This window comes from Blautia sp. DFI.1.216 (assembly GCF_020594215.1).
GTDB lineage: Bacteria > Bacillota > Clostridia > Lachnospirales > Lachnospiraceae > Blautia_A > Blautia_A wexlerae.
In genome coordinates, this window is sequence record NZ_JAJDML010000015.1 from 18,842 (window position 1) to 31,449 (window position 12,608).

At 41.5% G+C, this 12,608-nt stretch carries 15 protein-coding genes; 1 reads left to right on the plus strand and 14 read right to left on the minus strand.

Annotated features, from left to right (window positions below; translation table 11 throughout):
• Nucleotides 1-244 precede the first annotated feature (244 nt).
• On the plus strand, nt 245-817 hold the full coding sequence (locus LJE11_RS07680; protein WP_022380651.1) for a xanthine phosphoribosyltransferase: 573 nt from the start codon (nt 245-247) through the stop codon (nt 815-817).
• Nucleotides 818-864: 47 nt separating this feature from the next.
• On the opposite strand, the gene LJE11_RS07685 is transcribed toward LJE11_RS07680, so the two are convergent.
• The 14 genes from LJE11_RS07685 to LJE11_RS07750 all read right to left on the minus strand — a co-directional run bounded on the left by LJE11_RS07685 (nt 865) and on the right by LJE11_RS07750 (nt 12,545).
• On the minus strand, nt 865-2,397 hold the full coding sequence (locus tag LJE11_RS07685; protein ID WP_227295789.1) for a substrate-binding domain-containing protein: 1,533 nt from the start codon (nt 2,395-2,397) through the stop codon (nt 865-867).
• Between the two features lie 25 nt (nt 2,398-2,422).
• Entirely contained in the window at nt 2,423-3,064 is a 642-nt protein-coding gene (locus LJE11_RS07690; protein ID WP_118520913.1) for a hypothetical protein, read from the minus strand.
• Between the two features lie 2 nt (nt 3,065-3,066).
• Nucleotides 3,067-3,789, minus strand: coding sequence for a type 1 glutamine amidotransferase (locus LJE11_RS07695; RefSeq protein ID WP_008707293.1), 723 nt, complete (start codon nt 3,787-3,789; stop codon nt 3,067-3,069).
• Complete coding sequence (locus LJE11_RS07700) at nt 3,789-5,123, minus strand: MurT ligase domain-containing protein (RefSeq protein WP_227295791.1); 1,335 nt, start codon at nt 5,121-5,123, stop codon at nt 3,789-3,791. The genes LJE11_RS07695 and LJE11_RS07700 overlap by 1 nt, the downstream gene beginning before the upstream one ends.
• 330 nt (nt 5,124-5,453) lie before the next feature.
• Nucleotides 5,454-6,341, minus strand: a complete 888-nt coding sequence (locus LJE11_RS07705) for a phosphatidylinositol-specific phospholipase C/glycerophosphodiester phosphodiesterase family protein (RefSeq protein ID WP_008707290.1) — start codon at nt 6,339-6,341, stop codon at nt 5,454-5,456.
• A gap of 284 nt (nt 6,342-6,625) precedes the next feature.
• Complete coding sequence (locus LJE11_RS07710; RefSeq protein ID WP_008707287.1) at nt 6,626-7,162, minus strand: bL17 family ribosomal protein; 537 nt, start codon at nt 7,160-7,162, stop codon at nt 6,626-6,628.
• 138 nt (nt 7,163-7,300) lie between these two features.
• Nucleotides 7,301-8,260 (minus strand): DNA-directed RNA polymerase subunit alpha, encoded by a 960-nt coding sequence (locus LJE11_RS07715; protein WP_008707285.1) that lies wholly within the window; start codon nt 8,258-8,260, stop codon nt 7,301-7,303.
• A gap of 146 nt (nt 8,261-8,406) precedes the next feature.
• Nucleotides 8,407-9,000, minus strand: coding sequence for a 30S ribosomal protein S4 (gene rpsD, locus LJE11_RS07720; RefSeq protein WP_008707284.1), 594 nt, complete (start codon nt 8,998-9,000; stop codon nt 8,407-8,409).
• A 31-nt stretch (nt 9,001-9,031) separates the two neighbouring features.
• Nucleotides 9,032-9,427: a 30S ribosomal protein S11 gene (gene rpsK / locus LJE11_RS07725; RefSeq protein WP_008707283.1), complete on the minus strand. Its 396-nt coding sequence runs from the start codon at nt 9,425-9,427 to the stop codon at nt 9,032-9,034.
• A gap of 162 nt (nt 9,428-9,589) precedes the next feature.
• Complete coding sequence (rpsM, locus tag LJE11_RS07730) at nt 9,590-9,958, minus strand: 30S ribosomal protein S13 (RefSeq protein WP_008707282.1); 369 nt, start codon at nt 9,956-9,958, stop codon at nt 9,590-9,592.
• Nucleotides 9,959-10,279: 321 nt separating this feature from the next.
• On the minus strand, nt 10,280-10,393 hold the full coding sequence (gene rpmJ / locus LJE11_RS07735) for a 50S ribosomal protein L36 (protein ID WP_003497809.1): 114 nt from the start codon (nt 10,391-10,393) through the stop codon (nt 10,280-10,282).
• 475 nt (nt 10,394-10,868) lie between these two features.
• Entirely contained in the window at nt 10,869-11,087 is a 219-nt protein-coding gene (gene infA / locus LJE11_RS07740) for a translation initiation factor IF-1 (RefSeq protein ID WP_005428560.1), read from the minus strand.
• A gap of 25 nt (nt 11,088-11,112) precedes the next feature.
• Nucleotides 11,113-11,868 (minus strand): type I methionyl aminopeptidase, encoded by a 756-nt coding sequence (map, locus tag LJE11_RS07745; RefSeq protein WP_008707279.1) that lies wholly within the window; start codon nt 11,866-11,868, stop codon nt 11,113-11,115.
• A gap of 32 nt (nt 11,869-11,900) precedes the next feature.
• Nucleotides 11,901-12,545, minus strand: coding sequence for an adenylate kinase (locus tag LJE11_RS07750; RefSeq protein ID WP_008707277.1), 645 nt, complete (start codon nt 12,543-12,545; stop codon nt 11,901-11,903).
• Nucleotides 12,546-12,608: the final 63 nt, after the last annotated feature.

Genomic DNA, 12,608 nt, shown 5'->3' on the forward strand with positions numbered 1-12,608 from the left:
CAGTCTGAGACTATTATAATTATTTTTAGATTTTTTGTCAAAAATAATTGCATGAAGACGAATTATAGCGTATCATAGTCTATAATTATCAAAACAGCAATGTTACTGTTCATTTTGCAGCCTGATGTTTTTTTGAATTCTGCATATTCACAGTAACTGTAACTATTCAGTACTTTCGGGAAGCAGTGTACCGGATAGTTACCGACAGCTACAAACTAATTACATATATAAAGGAGAGAAATCTATGAAGCTTTTAAAAGACCGAATTCTTAAGGATGGAGTTGTAAAACCGGGAAATATTTTAAAAGTAGACAGTTTCTTAAATCATCAGATGGATATTACCCTCATCAATGAAATCGGCAAAGAATTCAAACGCCGCTTCTCCGACTGTCCAATCACTAAAATCCTTACAATTGAAGCATCCGGTATCGGTATCGCCTGTATTGCTGCACAGTACTTTGATGTACCTGTAGTTTTTGCCAAGAAAGCACAGAGCGTGAATCTGGATGGCGAAATGTATACAACTAAAGTAGAATCTTTCACTCATAAGAAAGTATATGATGTGATCCTTTCCAGGAAGTTTCTCGGACCTGAAGATCATGTACTTCTGATTGATGATTTCCTTGCTAACGGATGTGCACTTCTCGGCCTGATCGATATTGTTAAGAAATCAGGGGCAACTCTTGAAGGAGCCGGTATTGTTATTGAGAAAGGATTCCAGCATGGCGGTCAGGAGATCCGCGATATGGGAATCCGTCTTGAATCTCTTGCCATTGTTGATTCCATGACAGATGATTCCTTAACCTTCAGAGATTAACTATAAAAGGATGGGAAAATCCATCCTTTTTTTGTTCTATGAATTCTTTATTTTTTCTGATCTGATGTTTTCTCCACTTTTGAGTTATCTTCGGAATCATAGATCAGATTTTCTCTCGTTTCACCCTCTGATTTATCTTCTGTTTCGGGAGTTGGTGTCACTTCTTTTGAATCTTCCTCTGAGGCTGTCTTTAATGTCACTTTCGGCACAGGTGTTGCCTCTGGCGCAGGTGTCACCTCCGGTGTCGGTGTGGGATCAGGAGCGATCTCATCTTCCGTATAAGTTCCGTTATCCACAAGAATCTGATAATTATCCTTGTCGATCATCTGTGCTCCACATGTAAAAGTTCCCACAATCTTTACTCCGTTATCATACTGTGAATAATCTTTTACGTCAACTTTCTCTCCTGTCAGATAGTCAATGGCCATCTGTGCTCCGCCCTTAGCCAGTTCCTTACGGTCCATAAACATGGTAAATGACATTTTACCTGCTGCAATATCCTTTACTGCCTGTGCCTCACTGCCATATCCTGTGATCATCGGCCATTCATCACTTCCCGGTTCCAGACCACTGTCACTTAAAATTTCCTCTGCAGCATAAGCAAATCCGTCATATGCAGTACAGATAATATCCGGAGCCTTCTCCTCTGCATAAAACTCACTTATAATCGAATCAAGTTTTGTCTTTGCAGATGTCTCGCTCCATCTCATGATTCCTGTATCATCAAATGACGTATTTCCGGATTTACATACAAGTGTTCCATCATCCAGATATTCCTGAAGCCCTTCCTGGATTCCATTACACAGAAACAGTGCAGCATTGTCATCCGGAGATCCCATGAGAAATTCTATTGTATAAGACTTCTTATCCTCTCTGGCTTTATCCAGATCCATTTTTTTGATAATTTCTTTGGCAATATCCTTTCCTATTGCTCTGGTATCATAAGTTGCATAATAATTGATATCCGCAGTATCCCGGATCAGACTGTCATAGGAAATAACCGGTATTTCCTGCTCTTTGGCAGTTTTCAGGATATCTGTCAGACCATAGGAATCTACCGGATCAATGATCAGGGCAGAAACCTTCTCATCAATAAATTCCTGAATCTGGGAAATCTGAAGCGCAGGATCGCCGCCGGCATTCTTCACATCTGCCTCATATCCTCCATCTTCAATCTGCGAAGTCATCTCTTCGCTGTCAATTTTTGCATCCTCATCGTCATCAGAAAGAAGCACACCTATCTTTCCGGCAGAAGCTTCCGTTACCTCAGCATCTTCCTCTGATTCATCATCTGAATCTTTTCCTGAAGAATCTCCGTCTTCTTCCTCCTTCACTGATGTCTCTTTATTGTCTTCGTCTGATTTTGCACTGTCTCCTGCCTTGCTGCTGTCATCGGCATCAGAAGCATTTTTATTTTCTGCCTCTACTTTTTCACCTTCCTCAGTTACTTCGCCTACGCCCTCTTCTTCTACCTGGGCGCTTTCATTTGCTGCTTCTTTTGCCTCATTCTTCCCGCAGGCAGACAGGAACATGGAGGATACCATTATTCCAAGCAGAATAGCTGTTGCTCTTCTTTTCATAATACGATCCTTTCTGATATCATATTTATTTATCAATTCCCTTATAATCTTTTGCAATGTTCTTCAGATAATCCCGATAGGCAACGGCTGCTTTCTTTGGTTTCAGAATATGTACATTTCTTCCCATAGAAGTCAACCATCCAAAAAATGCCTTATCAACCACAACCTCAACAGTTACAATAAAATTATCCTCCCCCTTTATTTTGCAGAAAATCTCCGAACCAAAGGTACGCTGGATTTTTTTCTTTGTAGAATTCTGACATACAAGCCTGATTTCTTTTAAATTCTCTCCTGTTTGGGAGGGTGTCGGAGCACTGATCTTTGCAGGTGCTTCAGATTCTTTTCCAATCTGTTCCTGCACATTTTCAGATTTCTCTCCTGTTTCGCCATCCGGCTGATGTATTATCGTATTATCCGCTTCTGTTTTATCTGAAGCGGATTTTTCCTCATAATATCCGCCTTCCCGTCCTCTTCTGTAATGTATATCCATTCCAAAATCACGCAGGGTTTCCATATCATCATAAATACTCTTTCGCTCAGCTCGAATCCCCTGTTCTTCCAATTTTGCCAGAATCTCCTGCATGGTGACAGGCTTTTGGCTGGTTGTCTCAGACAGCATTTTCTGCAGATACAGTATTTTTCCTTTTTGATTACATGATTTCGCCATAATTATCCTCTTACAAATCTGTGGTATATATAGTCATTTGCTTCTTTTTCCTGACTGTCATCTAACGGTGTAAGTTCTGTTTCTTTTCCATACTTTCTTTCCAGCGCATGTTGAATGAGCCAGTCTGCAAGCTGCGGATTCTTCGGAAGTAACGGTCCATGCAGATAAGTCCCTATCACATTCTTATATACTACGCCTTCATAGCCTGACTTACCGTCATTTCCTGCACCGTAAAGTACTTTTCCCAGTGGTTTGTTATTATTAATGCAGGTTCTTCCTCCATGATTCTCAAATCCAACGATCGGCATATCAAACAGCTCACTCTGCAGAACGATATTCTGGATCAGACGGCCTTCGCCCTGCTCTGTATACAAGTCTACCAGGTCCAGTCCTTTCATGTTTCCCTGATCTGTTTTGTAATACTTCCCAAGTAACTGATAGCCACCGCAGATTGCAATGACAACGCCGTTATCTTCCACATAAGCCTTAAAATCCGGTTGGATTTTCTGTAGCTTCTCACATACGATCATCTGTTCTCTGTCCGAACCGCCACCCAGAAGTACGATATCAAGCTTCGAGAAATCTATTTTATCATCCAGCTCAAACGGTATGGTCTCAGCCTCAATCCCACGCCACTGGCATCTCTTCATCAGACACTGGATATTACCTCTGTCACCGTAAAGATTCAGAAGATCCGGATATAAATGTCCTATTGTAATTTTCATTATTTCTCGCCCTCCAGTCTCTTCAGAATATTTCTGGTACTGAATAATGCTGTATAGTTTACCAGCACATACAGATTCCCCACTCCGTCCTCTACTCTGTCGCGGATTGCTTTCTCAACATCGCCCTCGAGGACAGACGGGATATCCACATATTTCAGCCGCAGACGCATATCCTGACAGCGGATACCGCTTACAGTAATAGATTTCACTGAATCATTTCCGAGAAGATCAAAGTCAACATCCCAGAGCCAGGAAATATCTGTTCCATCCTGAGCATTATCATTGATCGCAATAATGATGTCCTTCGGTGCCTGATCCTGCATCACTGAGGAAATATTCTGATTAAATCCCGCCGGATTCTTGGCAAGATTTAAGGTTACTCCTGTTCCCTTAATGCGAAACTGCTCCATACGTCCGTTTTCCGGATTAAATCTGCGGAGCATATCCCCGAAATGCTCTCCCGCAAATCCCGCAGTCCTCACTCCCGCATAAGCTGCCAGTATATTATACACATTATAAAATCCCTTATAATTTGCTACAATGTGTTTTCCTTCTACACAAAAGCTGAGCTGGTCGCCTACTTTTACATCCTCCGCATCAAAATCCGGCTTCGGTCTTGCAAATCCGCATTTTGGACAATAATAATCTCCCAGCTGGCTGTAATGATAGAAACGATATTCCAGTTTTTCACCGCATCGCTTACAGAAACGTCCTTCCCTGATTTCATTTGCCGCAGATTTGATCACCGGTTTACTGATACCATAAGTTACATATGGATTCCCGGAATCCATGGCAAGATATGCGGATAATGCATCATCACCGTTTACAATAATCTGCATCTTCGGAACCTTGCGCATCATTTCTTCCAGAATGTTCATAGTGATATCAATCTCTCCGTATCTGTCAAGCTGGTCGCGGAAAAGATTTGTCAGAAGCATATAGTCCGGTTTGATTCTCGGAAAAATATGTCTGGTGGATGCTTCATCGGCCTCAATGCATGCATAGTCCGCATCAATCTTACCATTCCATTTCGAAGCCAGCACAAATGCGGCAACAACTCCATTGAGCATATTGGAACCTGTATGGTTACAGATTACTTTCTGTCCTTCCGCTTCCAGTGCCGCACAGAGCATATTGTTGGTAGTTGTCTTTCCATTTGTACCGCAGGTTGCAAAAATAGCCTTTCGTACCTGTGAGGAAAGCTGTTCCAGAATGTCCGGACAGATCTTAATCGCCACTTTTCCTGCCCAGGTCACACCCTGTCTTCCCATTTTCTTACATACGTATCCTACAAATTTTGCTGCACAGACAGCAATCATTACTCTTATTTTCATTGTGTATGATAATTTCCTTTATAAATATAATCTTTGTTATTGCCGCTTATTTGTTTCAACTCACAGTCGGTAATTTCACAGAGTCTGACGTGTCAACAACATACTGACTGTGGTTTGCCTCATGTCAGTGGGAGATACCGATTTCTCTCCGCCCGCCACTGCCGTTCATTTTCTTATTTGCAATTCATCTACCACCTATAGAGGAGGGAGAATTCTTGCTATATCCTGTTAAAATTCTTTTTGCTCCTGATATCTTTACCCTTATTCATTCCGGAACAGCTACAGCTATAATAATCCTCTACGACCATTTCATAATGCCGACAGGACAGATCAGTTAAACATAGTATCCTGCAGATAGTCTGAGCATACACCTGCCGCACCCTCTTGCATATAATATTGTGCTTCCTTCAGGTCATTCACAGTATAAATATATAACCTGATCCCTTTTTTGTCAAAAATCTCCTGCACATCCTCTGACCAGTATTTATAATAGACTGTAGCTGCCTGAATATTCTTTTCTCTGCAAAATGCCGCAATTTCAGTCAGTTCTTTAATAGAGTATTCCTGCCATAAAGAATAAATATATCCTGGAAAATCGTACAGCAGTGCTGTTCCGGCAAACATTGCCTGGTTATAAATTTCCGGTATGACCTGCCGCATCACATCCGGGACACCGGCAGCCTCTGCCAGTTCAATATAGTCTGCATAATCTTCCACTGTTTTCTGATAATTACGGAGAGAATACTGTTTGGAATCCAGCATCACAAAAGCGTCCGGATAATCGCTCAGCAGAACCAGCAGATCTTCAAATGTTATAGGAGTATATTTTCCATAAATGGGCCGGGATAAGAATTCCTCTGAGGACAGAACTTTCTTTTCATCGCCTTCCCATTGTCCAAGAGACTGATACCAGCTATGGCGGCACACCCATACATTGTCAGATGTCTTCACAAGATCAACTTCAAACAACCTGCACCCCATCTGATAGCCTGCCAGAAAACTCTCTTTTGAATTCAGATAGGTTTTATCACCAATCCCTCCCAGTGCATGTGCGATCGTTTTATAATTTTCCCACTTAAATTCAGGTGTGGTGGCAGATATGGAATAAGCATCATTTCCCCACAGAAACAGTGTAACAGCCAGTAATTCCACCAACAACAAAAACATCCTGATGAAATAACCAAATCCTGATCGTTTCTTTTTCGTATTCTGCCTCAATTTTTCAATCTCCTGCCGGTCATTTGTATTCCTCGCTTATCTTTTGCTCTCGTATTTTGTAACAGTCCAATGTCTTATTTAACACTTCTTCATCAATATGGTTTTTATATACTCTACGATTTTACGCTATCTGGCTCAAATAATCAAGGGTAATAAACGGTTATGTTACAAGGAAGTGATTTCCTATAGCATAACAAAAAAAACTGCATATATACGGCATGAACACCATACATATGCAGTCTTATCATCGTCTGGACAAATATAAAATCGAAAATCTGGCTGGATTATACTAATTCGATCAGTACTTCCATTGCAGCATCGCCTTTACGCGGTCCGATCTTAACGATTCTTGTGTAACCACCGTTACGGTCAGCGTATTTTGGAGCGATCTCATCGAACATCTTAGCAACCATATCTACGTCTTTAGTGTTTTTCTTTCTTCCGGCACCCTTTGCAGGTACTTCTTTAACCGGGTAGAAAACTTTCATCATCTGACGACGAGCGTGAAGTCTGGAAGGAGCATCTTTCTTAATCTCTTTCTGTACTTCATCGTATACAGTTTTCTTCTTTCCGTCAACAACTTCTTTTACTCTCTTGCCTTCAGCATCTTTACGAGCAACTTTAGCAGTTACAGTAACAGTTTCGAAGTTATCTTTTTCACGAACAGCCATAGCTACAAGGCCTTCTGCGATTTTACGGATTTCTTTTGCTTTAGCTTCTGTAGTAACAATTTTTCCATGATATAAAAGGCTTGTTACCTGGCTTCTCAGTAATGCTTTTCTCTGGTCAGAAGTTCTGCTTAATTTTCTATATTTTGCCATTTAATTTTCCTCCATCTGTGGGACAGCCGGGCACGCTTGTTCGGTCTTACTGTCCGACTGCTTAGGCATCCCCACCGTATAATATCTCTTTGTTAACTGGTTATTGTTCCCTTAGAGAACCAATAACCTGATCAATTCTTACTCTTCTGCAGGCTGAAGCTGTAAGCCCAGCTCTTTCAGTTTCGCAAGAACTTCTTCTAATGATTTACGTCCAAGGTTACGAACCTTCATCATATCATCAGAAGTCTTGTTACATAATTCTTCAACTGTATTAATTCCGGCTCTCTTCAAGCAGTTATAGGAACGAACAGATAACTCAAGTTCATCAATGCTCATTTCCAGGACTTTTTCTTTCTCATTGTCTTCTTTCTCGATCATAACCTCAGCGGTCTTTGCATTCTCGGAAAGGTCAATGAAAAGGCTCAAGTGCTCGCTTAATACTTTTGCTGCAAGGCTTACCGCCTCATCCGGATCAAGTGTACCGTTTGTATACACATCCAGTGTCAGCTTATCATAATCGGTTACCTGACCAACACGTGTATTCTCTACAGTCATGTTGACTCTGTCTACCGGTGTATAGATAGCATCAACTGCAAGTACACCGATCGGCATATCATCAGATTTACCTTTATCAGCACTGATATATCCGCGGCCTTTTGTAATAGTAAGCTCCATAGCAAGTCTGCAGTCCTTGCCACCGTTTAAAGTAGCAATCACCTGATCCGGATTCATAATCTCGATATCCTGATCAGCCTGGATATCAGCTGCAGTTACAACACCTTTTCCTTCACATTCGATGTATGCTGTTTTCGGCTCATTGTCTGTGCTGTGGTTCTTAATAGCAAGGCTCTTCAGATTCATGATAATATCGCTCACGTCTTCTTTTACGCCCGGAATGGAGCTGAATTCGTGAAGCACACCATCAATTTTAACCTGGCTTACAGCTGCACCCGGCAGGGAAGACAGCATAATTCTTCTTAAAGAATTTCCAAGTGTAGTTCCATATCCTCTTTCCAGAGGCTCAACTACGAATCTGCCAAATTTTTTATCTTCAGATAATTCGGTAATCTCGATCTTAGGTTTATTAAAATCAAACACTATAGGGTTCCCTCCTTCTGGGTTAATAAAAGTTTGAGGGGTATTCATTCAAATACTACAATTCAGCGGAAGATAATAATCAACCACTGAATCGTATAAATAATAGAAATATTACCAGGTAATTTTCTATGATATAATCCTATGGATTATTTGGAGTACAACTCGACGATAAGCATCTCGTTTACAGGAACATCAATTGCTTCTCTGTTAGGAAGTTCTTTTACAGTTCCTTTTAAGTTCTCCTGATCTACATCGATCCATTCCGGAACAAGACGTCCGCCAGTTACTTCAAGGATACCTTTGTATCTTTCAGAACCTTTGGATTTTTCTCTGATCTCGATCTGATCACCGGCTTTTACAAGGTAGGAAGGAATGTTTACACATTTTCCGTTTACAAGTACATGCTTGTGGTCAACAATCTGACGAGCTTCTTTTCTTGTTCTTGCAAATCCCATACGGAATACTACATTGTCAAGTCTGCTCTCAAGAAGGATCATAAGGTTTGCACCAGTCTGTCCAGGCATTCTGTCAGCTTTGTCGTAGTAATTGTGGAAAGGTTTTTCCAGAACTCCGTAGATGAATTTTGCTTTCTGTTTTTCTCTTAACTGTAAACCATACTCAGACATTTTACGATTTGCACGTTTTAACTGTCTTGTGGATTTTTTATCAATTCCTAAATAAATCGGATCCAGGCCAAGGGATCTGCATCTTTTCAGAACAGGCACTCTATTTACTGCCATTTCTCAAATACCTCCTAATATTCTAAATCAATTAGACTCTTCTGCGTTTTGGTGGGCGGCAACCGTTGTGTGGTACCGGAGTTACGTCGCGGATGCTTGTTACTTCCAGTCCGCAAGCCTGAAGGGCACGGATTGCAGCTTCACGTCCAGAACCTGGTCCTTTTACCATAACATCTACAGTTTTCAAACCATGAATAAGTGCAGCTTTTGTTGCAGTCTCAGCTGCCATCTGTGCTGCATAAGGAGTAGATTTTCTTGAACCTCTAAATCCAAGACCACCAGCACTTGCCCATGAAAGAGCATTTCCTTCATTGTCAGTCAGAGTAACAATTGTATTGTTGAAAGAAGACTGAATATGTGCCTGTCCGTGTTCAACGTTTTTCTTGACACGACGTTTTGCAGTCGCTTTTTTAGTCACTTTAGCCATTTTAAAACTAACCTACACTTTCCTATTTATCAATCAAATATATGTTACAAGAAACACCATGTCCACTAAATTCATTTCCTCGCTTCGCTCGTCATTCATCAAGTGTCCATGCAAGCTTCCTCATAAGATCAGCCTACGCTTATCAGATGTTTAAAGCTTTATTTATTTCTTCTTATTAGCTACTGTTCTCTTAGGACCTTTACGTGTTCTGGCGTTGGTCTTAGTCTTCTGACCACGAACCGGAAGTCCTTTACGATGACGGATACCTCTGTAGCATCCGATTTCCTGCAGTCTCTTAATGTTGAGGGCGATTTCTCTACGAAGGTCACCTTCTACTGTCATTGTTTCATCAATAACTGCGCTGAGTCTCTTTACTTCGTCATCAGTCAGATCTCTGACACGTGTGTCAGGATTAACTTCTGCCTTTGCAAGGATCTTGTCTGCGCTTGGTCTACCAATACCATAAATGTAGGTAAGACCGATTTCAATACGTTTTTCTCTTGGTAAGTCTACACCAGCTATACGAGCCATGTACTGTTTCCTCCATCTTCTACTTTGAAAGTCCTTAATGCCTGTACATCACTTACCCTCGCAAATTCTCTCACTCAAGTAAGGTGAAATGGGATGTATCGGACACATCACTTCCTTATTTCTCAGTTCCTAATTGGGGTGCCTCGGTAAAACACCCAGCTGCAATTGGCGAAAAGCAGCCTTTCCGAATTACTGCGGCCAACGGGCCAACGTTGCCTCTCGGTATTAGGCAATACATGCTAAAACTATCTTAACAGTCTGAACAACCCTTCCGGGCGTCTCACACTGCAGCCGCACGTTATACAAACTTTAAACCGTCAATCAACCCTGACGCTGTTTGTGTTTTGGATTCTCACAGATTACTCTGATAGATCCTTTTCTTTTAATGATCTTGCATTTTTCGCAGATCGGCTTTACAGATGATCTTACTTTCACTGGAAATCCTCCTTCCGTAAATTCATTAAAATCTGCAGTTTTTTGAGCGCACAAATACAATATACTCACGCGTTCGGCTTATATATTATCACAGCAAAATATAAAATGCAAGCATTTTTTTGAATAAAATCACATTTTTTCATTTTCTCCCCCAATCATCCATTTATACTTCCCACTGCCAACATACAGCGTAGAAAAATAATTCATTTCATGTGCATTTGCAGGCATCTTAGATATTCTTAGCTCTCAGAAATCTGCGTTATGAGAAAATCAGGTCACTGTCTGAGCGAAGCGAGTTTGACCTGATTTCCTCATGCTTTTAGCAGATTTATGAAAGCTTAGAATATCTTAGATGCCGAAACCGCACATGAAATGAATTATTTTTCTACGCGTCCCCCTTTACAGCACAAAAAAAGAGAACCAGATCCCTCCAGCTCTCTTTCTCATCACTGCACCAACTGCAGTCCAATATTTCTTACTTATCTCTCCAGATAATCCTGCCCTTAGACAGATCATACGGAGACAGTTCAATCGTAACTTTATCTCCGGGAAGAATACGAATAAAATTCATACGTAACTTTCCACTGATATGTGCAAGCACCACATGTTTGTTCTCCAGTTCCACTTTAAACATCGCATTAGGCAGCTTTTCCAGAACAGTGCCTTCCACTTCGATTACATCTGCTTTTGACATTTTAAACCTCCTGTATGTCGTCCAATTATTTCGTAAGAGTCAGAATCTCCGGATCTCCGTCTGTAATAAGAATCGTATTCTCATAATGAGCAGAAAGAGAACCATCCATAGTTACAACAGTCCACTCATCATCCAACCATGCCACATCTGCACGTCCCAGATTGATCATAGGCTCTACAGCAAGTGTCATACCCGGCATCAGACGAACTCCTCTTCGCTTCTGCGGAAAATTCGGGATCTGCGGATCCTCATGAAGGTGAGTGCCGATTCCATGTCCAACCAGGTCGCGGACAATCCCATAATGATATTTGGCAGCATGAGCACCGATTGCCTTGGAAATATCATTCAGATGATTTCCCGCACGTGCGGCCTTGAGTCCCTCAAAGAAACACTCTCTGGTCACATCCATCAGCTTACGTGCCTGCGGTGAAACTTCACCGACAGCATAAGTCCTCGCTGCATCAGAATGATACCCCTTATAAATAAGACCGGCATCAATCTTTACAAGATCTCCCTCCTGAATGATCTTCTCTTCAGACGGGATCCCATGAACTACCTCATCATTCAGACTGATACAGAATGACGCCGGAAACCCTCCGTAGTTCAGGAAATTCGGGATGCATCCCAGATCACGTATCATCTGTTCTCCGATACGGTCAATCTCCTTTGTGCTCACTCCCGGTTTAATGTAAGGGATCAGACCATCATGCACTTTTTCAAGCAGATGACCTGCCTCCCTCATAAGTTCAATTTCATGTTCTGTCTTGATAGAAACCGACATTTTACCTCCAGATGGTGTTTAAAAACACCCAATTACTCTCCCAGGATGGCAACAATATCTGCAAATACTTCTTCAAGATCTTTTGTACCATCCACTGATTTTAAAATTCCCTCTTTAGTATAATAATCGATCAGCGGCTGTGTCTGCTCATGATATACGTTAAGACGTTTCTGAACTGTTTCAGGCTGGTCATCATCACGAAGCACCAGTTTCTCTCCACAGGTATCACAAACGCCCTCAACCTTCGGTGCTGCATGTACAACATGATAAGTAGCACCACATTTCAGGCAGGCACGTCTTCCGGACATACGGTTTACAATATTGGAATCCGGAACATCCACATCGATTGCATAATCAACTTTACTTCCCAGTTTGTTCAGAGCCTCTGTTAAGCACTCTGCCTGAGGAATTGTTCTTGGAAAACCATCCAGCACATAACCATTTGCTGCATCCGGCTGTTGTATTCTGTCCACAACCAGATCACAGGTCAGTTCATCAGGTACGAGAAGTCCCTGATCCATATAAGTTTTTGCTTTTTTACCCAGTTCTGTTCCATTTTTAATGTTTGCGCGGAAAATATCTCCGGTAGAAATATGCGGAATCTGATATTTCGCAGCAATTTTCTTCGCCTGAGTTCCTTTTCCTGCCCCCGGTGCACCCAACATAATGATTTTCATAAGTTATACCCTCCGTTTTCTTTTTTAGCAAATCAAGGCTGTGATGCCATGCACCACAACCTC

Coding starts and splice junctions, on each gene's coding strand:
- LJE11_RS07680 (WP_022380651.1), top strand. CDS start 245: ATGAAGCTTTTAAAAGACCGAATTCTTAAGGATGGAGTTGTAAAACCG.
- LJE11_RS07685 (WP_227295789.1), bottom strand. CDS start 2,397: ATGAAAAGAAGAGCAACAGCTATTCTGCTTGGAATAATGGTATCCTCC.
- LJE11_RS07690 (WP_118520913.1), bottom strand. CDS start 3,064: ATGGCGAAATCATGTAATCAAAAAGGAAAAATACTGTATCTGCAGAAA.
- LJE11_RS07695 (WP_008707293.1), bottom strand. CDS start 3,789: ATGAAAATTACAATAGGACATTTATATCCGGATCTTCTGAATCTTTAC.
- LJE11_RS07700 (WP_227295791.1), bottom strand. CDS start 5,123: ATGAAAATAAGAGTAATGATTGCTGTCTGTGCAGCAAAATTTGTAGGA.
- LJE11_RS07710 (WP_008707287.1), bottom strand. CDS start 7,162: ATGGCAAAATATAGAAAATTAAGCAGAACTTCTGACCAGAGAAAAGCA.
- rpsD (WP_008707284.1), bottom strand. CDS start 9,000: ATGGCAGTAAATAGAGTGCCTGTTCTGAAAAGATGCAGATCCCTTGGC.
- rpsK (WP_008707283.1), bottom strand. CDS start 9,427: ATGGCTAAAGTGACTAAAAAAGCGACTGCAAAACGTCGTGTCAAGAAA.
- rpsM (WP_008707282.1), bottom strand. CDS start 9,958: ATGGCTCGTATAGCTGGTGTAGACTTACCAAGAGAAAAACGTATTGAA.
- infA (WP_005428560.1), bottom strand. CDS start 11,087: ATGTCAAAAGCAGATGTAATCGAAGTGGAAGGCACTGTTCTGGAAAAG.
- map (WP_008707279.1), bottom strand. CDS start 11,868: ATGTCGGTTTCTATCAAGACAGAACATGAAATTGAACTTATGAGGGAG.
- LJE11_RS07750 (WP_008707277.1), bottom strand. CDS start 12,545: ATGAAAATCATTATGTTGGGTGCACCGGGGGCAGGAAAAGGAACTCAG.